The organism is Saccharopolyspora sp. NPDC049357 (assembly GCF_040677225.1).
Lineage (GTDB): Bacteria > Actinomycetota > Actinomycetes > Mycobacteriales > Pseudonocardiaceae > Saccharopolyspora.
Genome location: NZ_JBFAQJ010000002.1, coordinates 116,638 through 129,659, shown reverse-complemented (window position 1 = coordinate 129,659; position 13,022 = coordinate 116,638). Strand labels below are relative to the sequence as shown.

The 13,022-nt window shown below is 68.7% G+C and carries 12 protein-coding genes and 1 tRNA gene; 4 read left to right on the top strand and 9 right to left on the bottom strand.

All coding sequences use genetic code 11. The features are described from left to right. Together AB0J91_RS02280 and AB0J91_RS02275 are read right to left on the bottom strand one after the other, a co-directional pair. The gene (locus tag AB0J91_RS02280) at positions 1-1,149 is read right to left on the bottom strand and encodes a magnesium and cobalt transport protein CorA (RefSeq protein ID WP_363863260.1); all 1,149 of its coding nucleotides are present in this window, start codon (positions 1,147-1,149) and stop codon (positions 1-3) included. 131 nt (positions 1,150-1,280) lie between these two features. Then, positions 1,281-2,144 carry an SAM-dependent methyltransferase gene (locus AB0J91_RS02275; RefSeq protein ID WP_363863257.1) on the bottom strand — a complete coding sequence of 288 codons (864 nt, stop codon included), beginning with the start codon at positions 2,142-2,144 and terminating at the stop codon, positions 1,281-1,283. Between the two features lie 723 nt (positions 2,145-2,867). Here AB0J91_RS02275 and AB0J91_RS02270 point away from each other — a divergent pair. The 3 genes from AB0J91_RS02270 to AB0J91_RS02260 all read left to right on the top strand — a co-directional run bounded on the left by AB0J91_RS02270 (position 2,868) and on the right by AB0J91_RS02260 (position 3,755). After that, positions 2,868-3,074: a hypothetical protein gene (locus tag AB0J91_RS02270; RefSeq protein ID WP_363792676.1), complete on the top strand. Its 207-nt coding sequence runs from the start codon at positions 2,868-2,870 to the stop codon at positions 3,072-3,074. A 145-nt stretch (positions 3,075-3,219) separates the two neighbouring features. Next, positions 3,220-3,516 (top strand): hypothetical protein, encoded by a 297-nt coding sequence (locus tag AB0J91_RS02265; RefSeq protein ID WP_363863254.1) that lies wholly within the window; start codon positions 3,220-3,222, stop codon positions 3,514-3,516. A 164-nt stretch (positions 3,517-3,680) separates the two neighbouring features. Then, positions 3,681-3,755, top strand: a tRNA-Ile gene (locus AB0J91_RS02260). A gap of 241 nt (positions 3,756-3,996) precedes the next feature. Here AB0J91_RS02260 and AB0J91_RS02255 read toward each other — a convergent pair. From AB0J91_RS02255 to AB0J91_RS02245, 3 genes are all read right to left on the bottom strand, one after another. Continuing rightward, on the bottom strand, positions 3,997-4,893 hold the full coding sequence (locus AB0J91_RS02255) for a DMT family transporter (protein ID WP_363863251.1): 897 nt from the start codon (positions 4,891-4,893) through the stop codon (positions 3,997-3,999). A gap of 93 nt (positions 4,894-4,986) precedes the next feature. After that, positions 4,987-6,594 (bottom strand): hypothetical protein, encoded by a 1,608-nt coding sequence (locus AB0J91_RS02250; protein WP_363863248.1) that lies wholly within the window; start codon positions 6,592-6,594, stop codon positions 4,987-4,989. A 331-nt stretch (positions 6,595-6,925) separates the two neighbouring features. Continuing rightward, positions 6,926-7,126 (bottom strand): cold-shock protein, encoded by a 201-nt coding sequence (locus tag AB0J91_RS02245; protein ID WP_132621185.1) that lies wholly within the window; start codon positions 7,124-7,126, stop codon positions 6,926-6,928. A 355-nt stretch (positions 7,127-7,481) separates the two neighbouring features. On the opposite strand from AB0J91_RS02245, the gene AB0J91_RS02240 reads away from it, so the two are divergent. After that, positions 7,482-8,555 (top strand): hypothetical protein, encoded by a 1,074-nt coding sequence (locus AB0J91_RS02240; protein ID WP_363863245.1) that lies wholly within the window; start codon positions 7,482-7,484, stop codon positions 8,553-8,555. 31 nt (positions 8,556-8,586) lie between these two features. Here AB0J91_RS02240 and AB0J91_RS02235 read toward each other — a convergent pair whose 3' ends face one another. The 4 genes from AB0J91_RS02235 to AB0J91_RS02220 all read right to left on the bottom strand — a co-directional run bounded on the left by AB0J91_RS02235 (position 8,587) and on the right by AB0J91_RS02220 (position 13,012). Beyond that, positions 8,587-9,285 (bottom strand): class I SAM-dependent methyltransferase, encoded by a 699-nt coding sequence (locus tag AB0J91_RS02235; RefSeq protein ID WP_363863242.1) that lies wholly within the window; start codon positions 9,283-9,285, stop codon positions 8,587-8,589. A gap of 43 nt (positions 9,286-9,328) precedes the next feature. Beyond that, entirely contained in the window at positions 9,329-10,501 is a 1,173-nt protein-coding gene (gene pobA / locus AB0J91_RS02230; protein ID WP_363863239.1) for a 4-hydroxybenzoate 3-monooxygenase, read from the bottom strand. Positions 10,502-10,670: 169 nt separating this feature from the next. Further along, positions 10,671-10,877, bottom strand: a complete 207-nt coding sequence (locus AB0J91_RS02225; protein ID WP_132621189.1) for a YbdD/YjiX family protein — start codon at positions 10,875-10,877, stop codon at positions 10,671-10,673. Continuing rightward, positions 10,874-13,012: a carbon starvation CstA family protein gene (locus AB0J91_RS02220; protein ID WP_363863236.1), complete on the bottom strand. Its 2,139-nt coding sequence runs from the start codon at positions 13,010-13,012 to the stop codon at positions 10,874-10,876. Before AB0J91_RS02220 ends, AB0J91_RS02225 begins: the two co-directional genes overlap by 4 nt. Between the last annotated feature and the right edge of the window lie 10 nt (positions 13,013-13,022).

The window sequence follows — 13,022 nt, the reverse complement described above, 5'->3', positions numbered from 1 at the left end:
CTAGAGCCAGTTCCGGCGCTTGAAGATGGTGTAGAGGCTGATGCAGACCATGAGCATCAGCAGGATCGCGAACGGGTAGCCCAGCGTCCAGTGCAGCTCCGGGATCACGTCGAAGTTCATCCCGTAGACCGTGCCGATCAGCGTCGGGGCGAACAGGATCGCCGCCCACGAGGAGATCCGCTTGATCTCCTCGTTCTGCGCGTAGCTGGCCTCGGTCATGCGCTTCATCTCCTCGTTCTGCGCCTGGGTGACCAGCGTGGCGTTCACGGTGAGGATGTTGTCTAGCATCTGCCGGAACCCGTCGACGCGCTCGGCGACGGTCGTGGCGTGGTCGGCGACGTCGCGCAGGTAGCGCTGCAGCTCCTCGTCGATCTGGTACTTCTCGAACCCGGCCTCCAGGCTGCGCAGGATCGCCAGCAGCGGCCGGGTCGCGCGCTGGAACTCGATGACCTCGCGGGACAGCTCGTAGATGCGCCGCGACACGTGCGGCTCGGAGTCGAAGACCTCGGTCTCGATCTCGTCGATGTCGTTCTGCAACCCGGCGATGACCGGCGCGTACCCGTCCACGACGTGGTCGAGCACCGCGTAGAGCACGGCTTCGGGGCCGCGCCGCAGCAGGTCCTGGTCGGTTTCCATCCGCCGCCGCACGACCGACAGGTCGGGGGCCTGGCCGTGGCGGACGGTGAGCACGAAGTTCTGGCCGACGAACAGGTGCAGCTCGCCGAAGCTGACCTCCTCGACCTCGTCGAGGTAGGTGGCGGCGCGCAGCACGACGAACAACGTGTCCCCGTACCGCTCGATCTTCGGCCGCTGGTGAGCGACGATCGCGTCCTCGACCGCGAGCTTGTGCAGGTCGAACTCGTCGGCGGCGGCCAGCAGCTCCTCTTCGGCAGGCCGGTACAGGCCGATCCAGGCCATGGTCCCGTCCGCGCCGGGCAGCTGCCGGTAGGTCTCGCCGAGGCTCTCCGGGGTGGAGATGCGGACGCCGTGGCGGTAGATGGCGGTGTCGATCAGCGGCCGGTCGGCCAGCGGCCGCTCGTCGGCGGATCGGGGTTCCATCGAGTGCTCGGGCGCGGATTCCCGATGGGGCACCACCGGCTCGGGGTGCCTGCCGCGCCTGCGCAGCGGGCGGGGGCGCCATTCGGGCACGGGTGCCTCCCGAGGTCGTCGGGCGAGGTGATCGCTTCGAGCGTACCCAGCGGCGCCAGGTGCGTGCTGGTTCCGGGCAGACGTCGCAGCCGCCGCGACCAGCGGGTCGCGGCGGCTGCGAGCGGTGCTGATCAGGGTTTGCGGGCGACTCCCGCCCACACGACCGAATCGTTCGGGCTGTCGAACTCGATCACCGGCGCGTTCTCACCGGTCTCCTCCGGGTGCCACAGCGGAGTCCAGGTGCAGCCAGGCTCCACGAGCTCGTAGTCTCCGAAGAAGGACTCGATCTCGTCGTGCGGACGCCAGATCACCGGTGTCGCCGACTGGTCGTACATCTTGCCGAACTCGGCCATCTCCCGCTTGCGCTTGTCCGGCACGTCGTCGGCGGTGCCGTGGGTGATCACCAGGTAGGAGCCCTCGGGCATCAGCTCGCGGAAGCGCGCGACGGCCTCCGGACCGATGTCCTCGCCGTTCGGGCCGGGCTGGGTCACGTGCAGGACGGCGATCAGGAGCAACGCGACCGGCTGCTCGACGTCGATGACGCCGCTCTCCTCGACCTCCTTCCACAGCTGGTCGGGTTCGCGCAGGTCGGCGTGCAGCACGTGGTGCCTGTCGGTGACGTCTTCCTCTTCGAGCAGGATGCGGGAGTGCGCGACGGCCACCGGCTCGTTGTCGACGTAGACGCAGTTGGCGTCGTCCACGAGCTCGTCGGCGACCTGGTGGGTGCTGCCCATCGTCGGAACACCGGAGCCGATGTCGATGAACTGGCGGATCCCCTGCTTGCAGAGGTAGCGCACCACGCGGTGCAGGAACAGGCGGTTGGCCTTGGCGGCGGGCGCGACGAACGGGTAGCGCTCCAGCGCCTTCTCGCCGAAGACGCGGTCCACCGCGTAGTTGGCCCGTCCACCGAGGTAGTAGTCGTAGACCCGCGCGACGTTGGGGTGTTCCAGGTCCACGCCTTCCGGCGCGAACATCTCCGCCTTCGACTGACTCACGGTTCAACCCCTTCGCGGTACGCGTACTGTCGTAACGCATGGTATCGATCACGTCACGCTCACTTGCGGGCGTAGTCTGCCACCGAACGGGTGCCCGGTCATGCACCCATCAGGTTGATTCCCTTCCGGTTAGCGGATGCCCGGGAGGGCCGTCGACCTGCTCCGGCGATCCGGCGGGGTCGCTCGTCGGGCGCGGAGAAATCGCGGAATCGCGTCGATGTCGCCCGTTCCCGGACTCGGGAGTTCTCGCCTCGAATTCGCATTCGAACCAGGTCGATCGATTCCGAACGAGAATCGGGCGGTGCGATCCCGAACGTTGTTCGATGCCCGATCGGCGGTTTCGGCGCAGTGCCACCCGGACGAAGATCAAAGGTGGCGGATGCGAGAATCATGGTGTGGTCGGCGGTGTTCCAGCGTGGCGGCACCCCGATCCACCAGCATCGCCGGTCCGCACGCCGCGGGCCGCCGGCCGGATAACGATCCAGGGTCGAAATGCGCGATGTCGTCCTGATTCGGCTCGCGGCCGACGGTTCTGGTGCGGATGATTCGTGTCAAGCCCTCGCGGCGCGCGGAGCCGCAGGGGCCGACCGCGGTGGATGATTCGATCGATTTCTGACCGAGACGAATTCGTGATGCGATTCGGCGCAACGGTTTTCCGTTCGCGCTTCGTCCCTCGAATGCAGGTCGTCGTCCGAGGGAACTGACAAGGGACGGGGGAGTCAGATGTCCGCACCAGGGATCGGCAAGGAACCGCACTTCACGCTGCCCGATCTGGATTCGGTGAGCAAGCTGCCGAAGCCGATCAAGGCGGTCGTGTACTTGATCATCATGTCCGTGCTGACGGTGGCCGCGCTCGGGGCGCTCATGGCCACGATCGCCGTCATCGGTCAACTTTCCGGGGCGTTCGACCTCTTCCGCCTGCTCGGCTGACGAGATCGGCACCTCGTTCGAAGGCCCGGCGCACCCCACAGGCGCCGGGCCTTCGTCGTGCCAGGTCCGATCACTGCGGTCGCGGACCGCCGCAGCTGCCCTGATACTCGTGCGTCCCTGGAGCGTCCGAGGCGGAGGAGCGGTGATGAGCAGACCGATCGCGACCACTGCTCTCGCGGTGGCGCTGCTCGCCTGCGAGGGCGCCCCGACCGAGATGACCCCGCCACCCGCGCCCACCGAGTCGCGCGTGGAGCGAGGGACCGCCGGCGAAGAATTCCAGCAATTCCAGCAAGATTCCGGATACCCGCACTCCTTCGAGGAATATGACGAGCTGCCGGGATATCTGCAATGCGGCACGGCCTGCGGCCAAGAACCGACCAGCGGCGAACAACAACGCGCTCACCTGTGCGAACGCGGTTCGATCGATCCCGCGGAGTGCTGATTCCGACTCCGCCTCGCGAAGATCGGTAGACCAACCGACGCAACCCCGATGCGCTGCCTTTTCCGCCGTTCCGCCCATTATCACGATGGGCCGTCCGGCCGGAACACCCGGCGACCTCGCTCAGTGACGCCCTCGATACGATCGCCGATACCGAGCACCCCACGGGGGCAGTAGCTCAGCTGGTCAGAGCAGCGGACTCATAATCCGTCAGGTCGTGGGTTCAAGTCCCACCTGCCCCACGTATTCGCAGGTGAAACATGTGGCGGGGAAAGGGCAGAGAGATCATCTCCACACTTTCCCCGCACTTCAATTCCCTCACCGCCTGATCTCTGATCCGGCGGCCTGCGTGGTCGAGACCTTCCTGCGCCCAAGCTGATCCGCGATGTCTCGGGTGGAAAACCACCAGTCGCGGAGATCGTCCGCGGGTCTCCGGGCTCAATCAGGAAATCGCTCCGGGTGCGCCGCAGTCCTCGGACGCCTTCAGCCGCTGTCGGGGCCGGGTTCTCGCCTGCTGCTGGCGGCCACCAGGTAGGCGCTGCCGAGCACGAGGGCACATCCGAGGATCTGCAGGGCCGAGGGGACTTCTCCGAGCGCAACGGCGCCCAGCAGGAGCGCTCCGACAGGAGTGAGCAGCAGGAGGGCGGATCCCACCTCGACGCGCAACCGGGGGCTTCCCACGGCGACGAGCAGCCATCCGAGCACCTGGCCGCAGACCGCGGTCAGGGCGAGCCAGCCGAGCGGTCCCCAGCCCGGTGCCGCGTCGAAGCCGCCCCACATCGAGCCGACCACTGCCGAGAACACCGCGGCCGAGGCCATGATGATCGAGTAGGACTGAACCAGCGGCCGGTCGGGTCCACCGCGACGCAGCAAGAACAAGAAACCCGAGTAGCACAGCGCGGCCAGAACGGCGTGCACCGTGCCTGCCACCGGGGACGAGCCGGTCGCTCCGGTCTCGAAGACGCCGCCGGTCAGGAGCGTGCCCGCGATGATCACCGGCAGGATCACGAGGAACCGGCGGCTGAGCGTTTCGCGGTCGATGACGACCGCCAGCAGGGGCACCATCACGACCTGCGTGTTGACCAGCACGGCGGACAGCCCCACGCCGACCTCGTAGATCGCCTGCGTCCACAGCAGAGCGTCGGCTGCGAACAGGGCCCCGGCCGTCGCAGCCCACGCGGTCTGAACAGGTGATATGCGTCCGCCAGAGGTGCGCTCGGCCAGTGCGAGCGGCGTCAGCAGCGGGAGCGCGAGGACGCATCGGAAGAACGACGCCGTCCCCGGGGAAGTGGCGGAGAGCGCCACGAACAGTCCGGAGGTGGCCACGCCGAGAGCTCCGACCGACGTCGCCAGCACCGGTCGAGACGGAGAAGCCGTCACGAGCCCTCCACCTCGACGGACGAGCCAGGAGAACATCGCCAAATGCTACGGGCGCCGCCCTCGCCACCGCACCGCATTTTAGCCGCCTTCGAGTCAGCTCCGGTTGAGCACGCGCCCGGCACCCGCGACGACGGTCGTGGCGAGGACCCACCCGCTGATGATCAGCGCGAGCGCGACCGCCTTGCTCCACCCCGTCGGATCCCACGCCTTGTCGTGGCCGAGGTCGACCAGGGGTATGAGCAGGTCGAGGCTGTAGAGGAACGGATCCCAGGTCGGGCTTTCGCCCTTCTTCACCGCGGTCAGCGGACCGGCGACCGAGAAGTAGGTGGTTCCCGACGCGAGGAGACCGGTGAGCCAGGCCAACGCGAGGGCGGGGCGGTGCCCGAACCCGACCGTGATGTCCTGCAGCGTTCCCCAAGCCGCGCCGAGCGGGCCCATCGCCCGGTGGCGGCGGCGTTCCTTAAACCGCTGCACCCGCCGCGCGTCCTGGTCGAAGCCGTCGCGCTGCAGGGCTGCGGCGAGCTGCGCGTACGGCGCGGGGGAGAACGTCGTGGGGGCTGCGGGGTCCGTCACCGCCGTCGGTGTGGTGATGGAGTGCTGGTGCATCCACTGCAAGCGGGTGTCGATGGGGCACGGCTCGACGTCGGTGCTGCGCTGGGTGACTCGTTGGTAGTGCGTGCCGGTGAGTTCGATCGTGCAGTTCTCGGGCCAGTGCAGCGGATCATCGGTCAGCCTGCCGAAGCGGCCGTCCCGCAGGCTGATCGCGCCCTCCGACTCCTGTGCCAAGCGCAGCGTGAGCAGGAGCGCGTCTGTCTCGATCAGCAGCAGGGCCCAGCCTTGAGGTTGACGAACCGTCGTGTTCACGAAGGCCAGCCCGCCGCCGATCTGAGCCCCGATGAGGTTGACCGCGCCGTTGGCGACGAGACCGGAGCACAGCAGGCTGCGATCGACGGTGAGGCTGTCCGCGGACAGGGCGAGAGCGTTCGGGTTGTTCAGCCGTGCGCGGGACAACCCCAGGTCGCCGCTGATGCGCGAGCCCACGAGGTGGACCTCGCCGTCGGCGACGAGGTCTCTCAGCGAGAACCGGGAATCGATCGTGCTGTACTCGGTGTTCAGCGCGCGTCGGCCCGGGTTGCGCAGGCGCGACCCGTTCAACATCACCGGGCCGGAAATCCGCGCGTGGGACAGGCGCAACTCTCCGTCCACCGTGGTCTCGCGACTGAAGATCCCTTGCTCGACCCGTGCTCGCTCCGCATCGATGCCAGGGCGGTCGGCGTCGCCGGTCAGGTGGGCGGAGTCGAGGGACAGGTGTCCGTCGATCCGAGCGCCCGTCAAGTCGACCCGAGCGGTGAAGTCTTCGTCCAGCTCGACGTTGCCGCTCGTGCGCAACTGCCTGGCGTCGAGGTGTCGAAGACGGCAACCGGGGAGGCGCAGTGAGTCGAGTTGGGCCTCCGCGAGGCGGAGGGGCTCGTCGAAGTGGCACTCGCGCAGTTCGACGGGGAAGTCGAGGCGGGAGCCGCTGAGGTCGAAGGGGCCGGTGATGGTCGCGCCGGTCAGGCGAAGTGCGTGGTTCCCGCGTCGCCTGGTGAGCAGATCCGCGACCACGTGCGCGCGGATCTGCGGGTCCCGCCGGTCGAGGACGATGTCGATCGGTTCTTCGGAGCGGGCGGCTCGGAGCACCGCGCGCTCGGCTCGGTTCACTCGCCCCGGGCTGCCGTTGATCACGGGACCACGTCTACCACCCGATCGAGCACCTCGAGGGTGCTTCGGTGCGTTCTACGCGGTGAAAGGGCTGCGGAGATCGAGCATTCCGGCTTCGCTGTGGTCGGCGACCGGTTGAGGTTGTTCTGCTTCGGCGGCGTGTTCTGGCTCGACGAACTGGACCGGGGCGATCTCGTCCGGAGCGGGCTGCCTGGGTGCCGGTGTCCCGGAGGACACGGGTGTTGCGGTGGTTATGAGAAACCTTCCTGATAGCAGCGCGCCGGCTGCTCGCCCGAAGGTGAGCAGCCGGCGGCGTTCATGCGTGCGAGGCTCAGACGCGAACCGAGCTGGCCTGCGGGCCCTTCGGGCCCTGGGTGACCTCGTAGGTGACCTGCTGGTCCTCTTCGAGGCTGCGGAACCCGCTGGCGTCGATGGCCGAGTAGTGGACGAAGACGTCCGGGCCACCGTCGTTGGGGGCGATGAAGCCGAAGCCCTTTTCAGCGTTGAACCACTTCACAGTTCCCTGTGCCATGTCTGTCTCCTCCTGGGAGCTGGAGCGTTTGACGGGAGCCCACACTTCGTGGGAGCCCGGGCCGGGGATCTCGAACGGCGGCTTTCCAGCTACAACCACGGACAAGCTGCTCGCTCGCATCAAATCCTGCGAGCGTGCGCAAACACGAACCCAGAAAAACAACGACCAGCGCCAAGCTTACACACCACCCGCGGCGGCCTCACCGGACATCAGGCTGTCCACTCTTTTGGGGGAACGCGGGAGGCCGTGAACAGGCTTTTCCGCTTCAGCGCAGACTGAAGAAATTCTCCCGCGCGCTGGAGCGGCTGCGAAAATTCCGCGTCGTGGAGGCGCGGCGGTCGCTACCGTCCCGGGTATGGGCTTCGCCGAGGAGTTGGTGGCGGCACCGCGGGGCCGGTGGCTGTGCTTCAGCGCGGCCTCGGGCGGGCGGTTGCCGACGCTCGACGTCGACGTGGAGGAGATCGTCGAGCGGGTGGACCCGCGTGAGATCGAGGCGCTGACTGACCTGAACGAGCTGGAACTGCTTGCGCGGCTCGCGGATTCGGCCGACAGGGCGATGTACTGGCAGGAGCCGTACGAGGTCGATCGGGCGTTGGCGTCGCCGCGCGTCGCCCCGCTGCTGCTGCCCGCGGCGCGTGCGATCGCTGCGGCTCCGGCGGCGCGGTGGTGGTCCTCGGCGGTCGATCTCGACGCCCAGGTTCACGTGCGGATGCGGCCGGGCGGGACGCCCGCGGACCGGCCGGTGGCCGAGGTGCTGGCCGAGTGGCGGGCCGGTGTGGTCGAGGACGAACGTCGCGAGCGGCCGTCGGACGTGACCGCGCCCCTGAGCGGCTGCTGGTGGTCGTCGCCGGCAGGTGACTTCATCACCAGCACCCGTGCTCGGCCCGCCCCGCTCGGTCTGCGCCTCCAGGAGGACGGGCTCGGCTCGGAGTGGGCGTGGTGCCGGGAAGTCCGCTCGACACGGCGGCCCCGCGTCCACGAGATCACCGGGCCGGAGGCGTGGTGCGAGCTCGTGGAGCGCTACCCGCTCGAGGTCACCTGGTCCCGCAGGCACGACTGGTGGCGGGTCACCGGCTGGGCCGGCCGCTGGTTGATCCCCGACTGGGAAGCCGTGGCCGCCGACCACGACGCCGTGCACCTCACCTGCGCCGGCTACCTCACCACGGCGGGGCGGGCCCTCCCCGTCGGCGGCGCGCGCACCATGCTCGCGGGATGGGACCCCGACCAGACCTGCTGGTTGACCGACGACCTCGACATCGGCGAGCCCGTCTTCTGGCGCGGAACCCCCGGTGACCTCGCCACCTGGGCGCCCGCCGATCCCGACGAGCCCCTGCCCGAACCACCCGCACCACCACCGCGCCCGCGCGGTCGGCGGTGGCGGGCGTTGCGGGCACGCCCAGGACAGTCGGCCAGGTACTGGAAGGGCTGAGAACCGCGACCACCGCCGCACTCCTGGCCCGCTAGGCGTCCTCGCGCCAGGTGTAGGCGGCCGAGAAGGGGTGGTTGCGGAAGCGCTCCCACTTGGGCTTGATCTTCAGCCAGGCGTCGTCGATGACGTTCTCGTGCAGCTCGGCCAGCCGCCAGCCCGCGCCGAGGCCTGCTGCGATGTGGTCGCTGATCAGGTGCACGTTGGTGGCGATCGCGACCGGTTCGCCTTCGGCGTTGGTGTAGTGGGTGGGCATGCCCGAGGTCATGATGAAGTGCGGGTGGAACGTGACCAGCACGAACGCCGCCCCGGGCGCGGCCAGCCGGTGCGCCTCCGAGTAGAGCGGACGCAGGTCGTCCAGGTGCTCGTCGATCAGCGAGCAGATCACCAGGTCGTAGGCGCCGCCGGGAAGTCCGGTGGCCGTGGCGTCGGCCTCCTCCAGCCGCTCGTGCGCGCCGCGGCGGCGTGCCAGGTCCAGCATCTCCGGGGTGACGTCCACGCCGTCGATGTGCTCGACGCCGTGCTCCCGAAGCCACTGCCCGGTGCGGCCGGTGCCGCAGCCGAGGTCGGCGGCCTTGCTCACCGCCGACCACCTCGGCTCGACCAGGCGCTCCAGCAGCGCCAGGTCCATCACGTCCTCGACGGTGTTCTCGTAGTCGGCGACCCACTCGCCGTACCCGGTCCGGACGTCGACCGTCCGGTATCCCCGCGCGTCAAAGCTCTCGAAATCCACTCGCCGAATTGTTCCGCCCGGGTGAACGGTGCGAAACCGATTTTCAGCGCAGCGGCATGCCGACGTAGTTCTCCGCCAGCGTCGTCGCCGCTGCCGTCGAGGAGCGCAGGTAGTCGAACTGGGAGCGCTGCAGGCGGCGCTCGAAGTCCTGGTCCGGGCCCTCGAAGCGGTGCGTCATCGACGTCATCCACCACGAGAAGTGCTGCACCCGCCACACCCGTTCCAGGCACTTCGCCGAGTACTCGTCCAGCCCGGCGTCGCTGCCCGTGCGGTAGTGGTCGACGAGCGCCTCCGCGAGGCGGTCCACGTCGGCCACCGCCAGGTTGAGGCCCTTCGCACCGGTCGGCGGCACGATGTGCGCCGAATCGCCCGCGAGGAAGAGCTTCCCGTGGCGCAGCGGCTCGGCCACGAAGCTGCGCATCGCGGTGACCGACCGGTCGATGATCGGGCCCTCCCGCAGCTCCCAGCCCGGAGCGGCCAGGCGCGCGTGCAGCTCGTCCCAGATGCGCGCGTCGGGCCAGTTCGCCAGCGTCTCGTCCGGCTCGCACTGCAGGTAGAAGCGGCTGATGTCGGCCGAACGCATGCTGTGCAGCGCGAACCCGCTCGCGTGGTTGGCGTAGATCAGCTCATCGGTGGAGGGTGCGACCTGGGCGAGGATGCCCAGCCAGCCGAACGGGTAGACCCGCTCGTAGACGCGGCGCACGTCCGGCGGGATGACGTCCCGGCACACCCCGTGGAAGCCGTCGCAGCCGGCGACGAAGTCCGCGTGCAGCACCTGCGCGCGGCCGTCGTGGGTGAAGGTCACGCTCGGGCTCTCGGTGGTCACGTCGTGCACCGCGACGTCGTCGACCTGGAACAGCACCTGACCGCCGTCGGCCCGCCGCCGCTCGTTGAGGTCCTTGACGACCTCCTGCTGGCCGTAGACGGTGATCGCGCGACCGGTGAGCTCGGTGAACGGGATGTGCAGCCGCTCGTCGTCGAACTGCATGTGCACGCCCTCGTGCCGGTCGCCCTCACGCAGCATCCGCTCGCCCACGCCGACCTCCCGCAGCAGGTCGACCGTGCCCTGCTCCAGCACGCCCGCGCGGACCCGCTGCTGGACGTACTCCTGGCTTCGCCGCTCCAGCACGACCGAGTCGATGCCCTGCAGGTGCAGCAGGTGGGACAGCAGCAGACCGGCGGGACCACCGCCGACGATCGCGACCTGGGTGCGCAAGGTGGGGCCTCACTTCTTCGGGGACCACGGACAAGCATCACTGTCCGATCCGCGACCGCCCCTGAGGATGCCTCGCTACCGCTCAGCGGAAACCCGCTGACGGGGAACGTCCTCGCGAACGACGGAGGGCGGGAGTTCCCGGTGGAACTCCCGCCCTCTCGCTCTCGGATCAGCAGCAGCGCGATCCGGGATCGATCTCCTTGCGGTCGATGTGGGCCCGCCAGAACTCGCGCTCGGACATCGGCTGCTCGGTGCCGTGGTGAGCGCGGTGGTGCTCCAGGTAGGTCTCGTAGGCCGTCTCGCCCACGACACCGCGCACGATCTGCCAGGCCGCGCGGACGGATCCGCGCAGCCTGGTCAGCGTCGTGCCGCTCAACTCCCGCCACTCCCGGAGGAGGCGAGCTCCTTCTGCTTCTGGCGTTCCTCGGCCGTGGGGATGAGGCCGGAAGGCGCCCACAGCTCCGACTTCACGTACTCGGCCTCGGTGCTGGGCAGCGGCTCGGTGGAGCGCAGGGCCTTGATCCAAACCCGGACCGCGTCCACCAGCACGATGATGATCAGCACCGCGAACAGCACGCTCAGCACGCCGTCCACAGTGGAGTTGACCACCACCTTCTGCATCTCCTCGACGGTGTCGGCCGTGCCCTTGCTGGTCTGCCCGGCGTCGAGCGCGGCCTGGTAGGACGCTCGCTGGGCGAAGAACCCGATCTTGGCGTCGGACGAGAAGATCTTCTGCCAGCTCGCCGTCAGCGTCACCGCCGCGTCCCAGGCCAGCGGGATCAGCGTCACCCAGGCGTACTTGGCCTTGCCCGCCTTGATCAGCAGCGTCGTGGCCACCGCGAGCGCCACCGCAGCCAGCAGCTGGTTGGCGATGCCGAACAGCGGGAACAGCTGGTTGATGCCGCCCAGCGGGTCGTTCACGCCGGCCCACAGGAAGTAGCCCCACGCGCCGACGATGACCGCGCTGGCCAGCCAGTTGCCCGGCTTCCAGCTGACGTCGCCGAAGCGCTTCCAGACGTTGCCGACCGTGTCCTGCAGCATGAACCGGCCCACTCGGGTACCGGCGTCCACAGTGGTCAGGATGAACAGCGCCTCGAACATCACCGCGAAGTGGTACCAGAACGCCTTCATCGCATCCCCGCCCATGACCTGCGAGAACACCTCGGACAGGCCCAGCGCCAGGGTCGGTGCGCCGCCGCTGCGGCCCACCAGCGTCTCCTCCTCGACCGCCGCCGCGGCAGCCGTTAGCTGCTCCGGGGTGACCTGGAAGCCGATGCCCGCCACCGCCTGCGACGCCGACTGCACGGTGTCGCCGAGCGCGCTGTCGGGCATGTTCATCGCGAAGTAGATGCCCGGATCGATGATGCAGGCCGCGGCCAGCGCCATGATCGCCACGAACGACTCGGTGAGCATGCCGCCGTAGCCGATGACCCGGATCTGCGATTCCTTCTCGATCATCTTCGGCGTGGTGCCCGAGGAGATCAGCGCGTGGAACCCGGACAGCGCACCGCAGGCGATCGTGATGAACACGAACGGGAACAGCGCACCGGAGAACACCGGGCCCTCACCGTTGAGCGCGAAGTCGGTGACCGCAGCGGTCTTCATCCCCGGCATCGCGACCAGGATCGACACTGCCAGCAGCACGATCACGCCGACCTTCATGAAGGTGCTCAGGTAGTCGCGCGGAGCCAGCAGCATCCACACCGGCAGCACCGAGGCGACGAAGCCGTAGATGATCAGCGCGAAGGTGACCTCGTTGCCGGAGAGGGTGAAGAACTCCGCCATGCCGGACTCGGCGACCCAGCTGCCGCCCGCGATGCTCAGCAGCAGCAGCGCGATGCCGATCACCGACACCTCGACGATCTTGCCGGGCCGCAGGTATCGCAGGTAGAAGCCCATGAACAGGGCGATCGGGATCGTCATGCCGATGGAGAACGCGCCCCACGGCGAGCCCTTGAGCGCACCCACCACGACCAGCGCCAGCACCGCCAGCAGGATGATCATGATCGCGAGCACGGCGATCAGCGCCGCCACGCCGCCGACCGGGCCGATCTCCTCGCGGGCCATCTGGCCGAGGCTGCGGCCGTTGCGACGGGTGGAGAAGAACAGGACCACCATGTCCTGCACGGCACCGGCGAAGATGACGCCGATGATGATCCAGATCGTGCCGGGCAGATAACCCATCTGCGCGGCCAGCACCGGACCCACCAGCGGACCGGCGCCCGCGATCGCGGCGAAGTGGTGGCCGAACAGCACCCGCCGGTCGGTCGGGTGGAAGTCGGCTCCGTTGTTGAGCCGCTCGGCCGGGGTCGCCCGCTCGTCGTCGGTCTTGAGGACCCGGTTGGTGATGAACCGGGCGTAGAACCGGTACGCGATGGCATAGGACGCCAGGGCTGCGAAGACCAGCCAGGCGGCCGAGATCTCCTCACCGCGCACCAGCGCGATCACACCCCAGCTGACCGCGCCGACCAACGCGACCAGCACCCAGATGGTGATTTCCTTGGGACTCATTCTGCGTTTC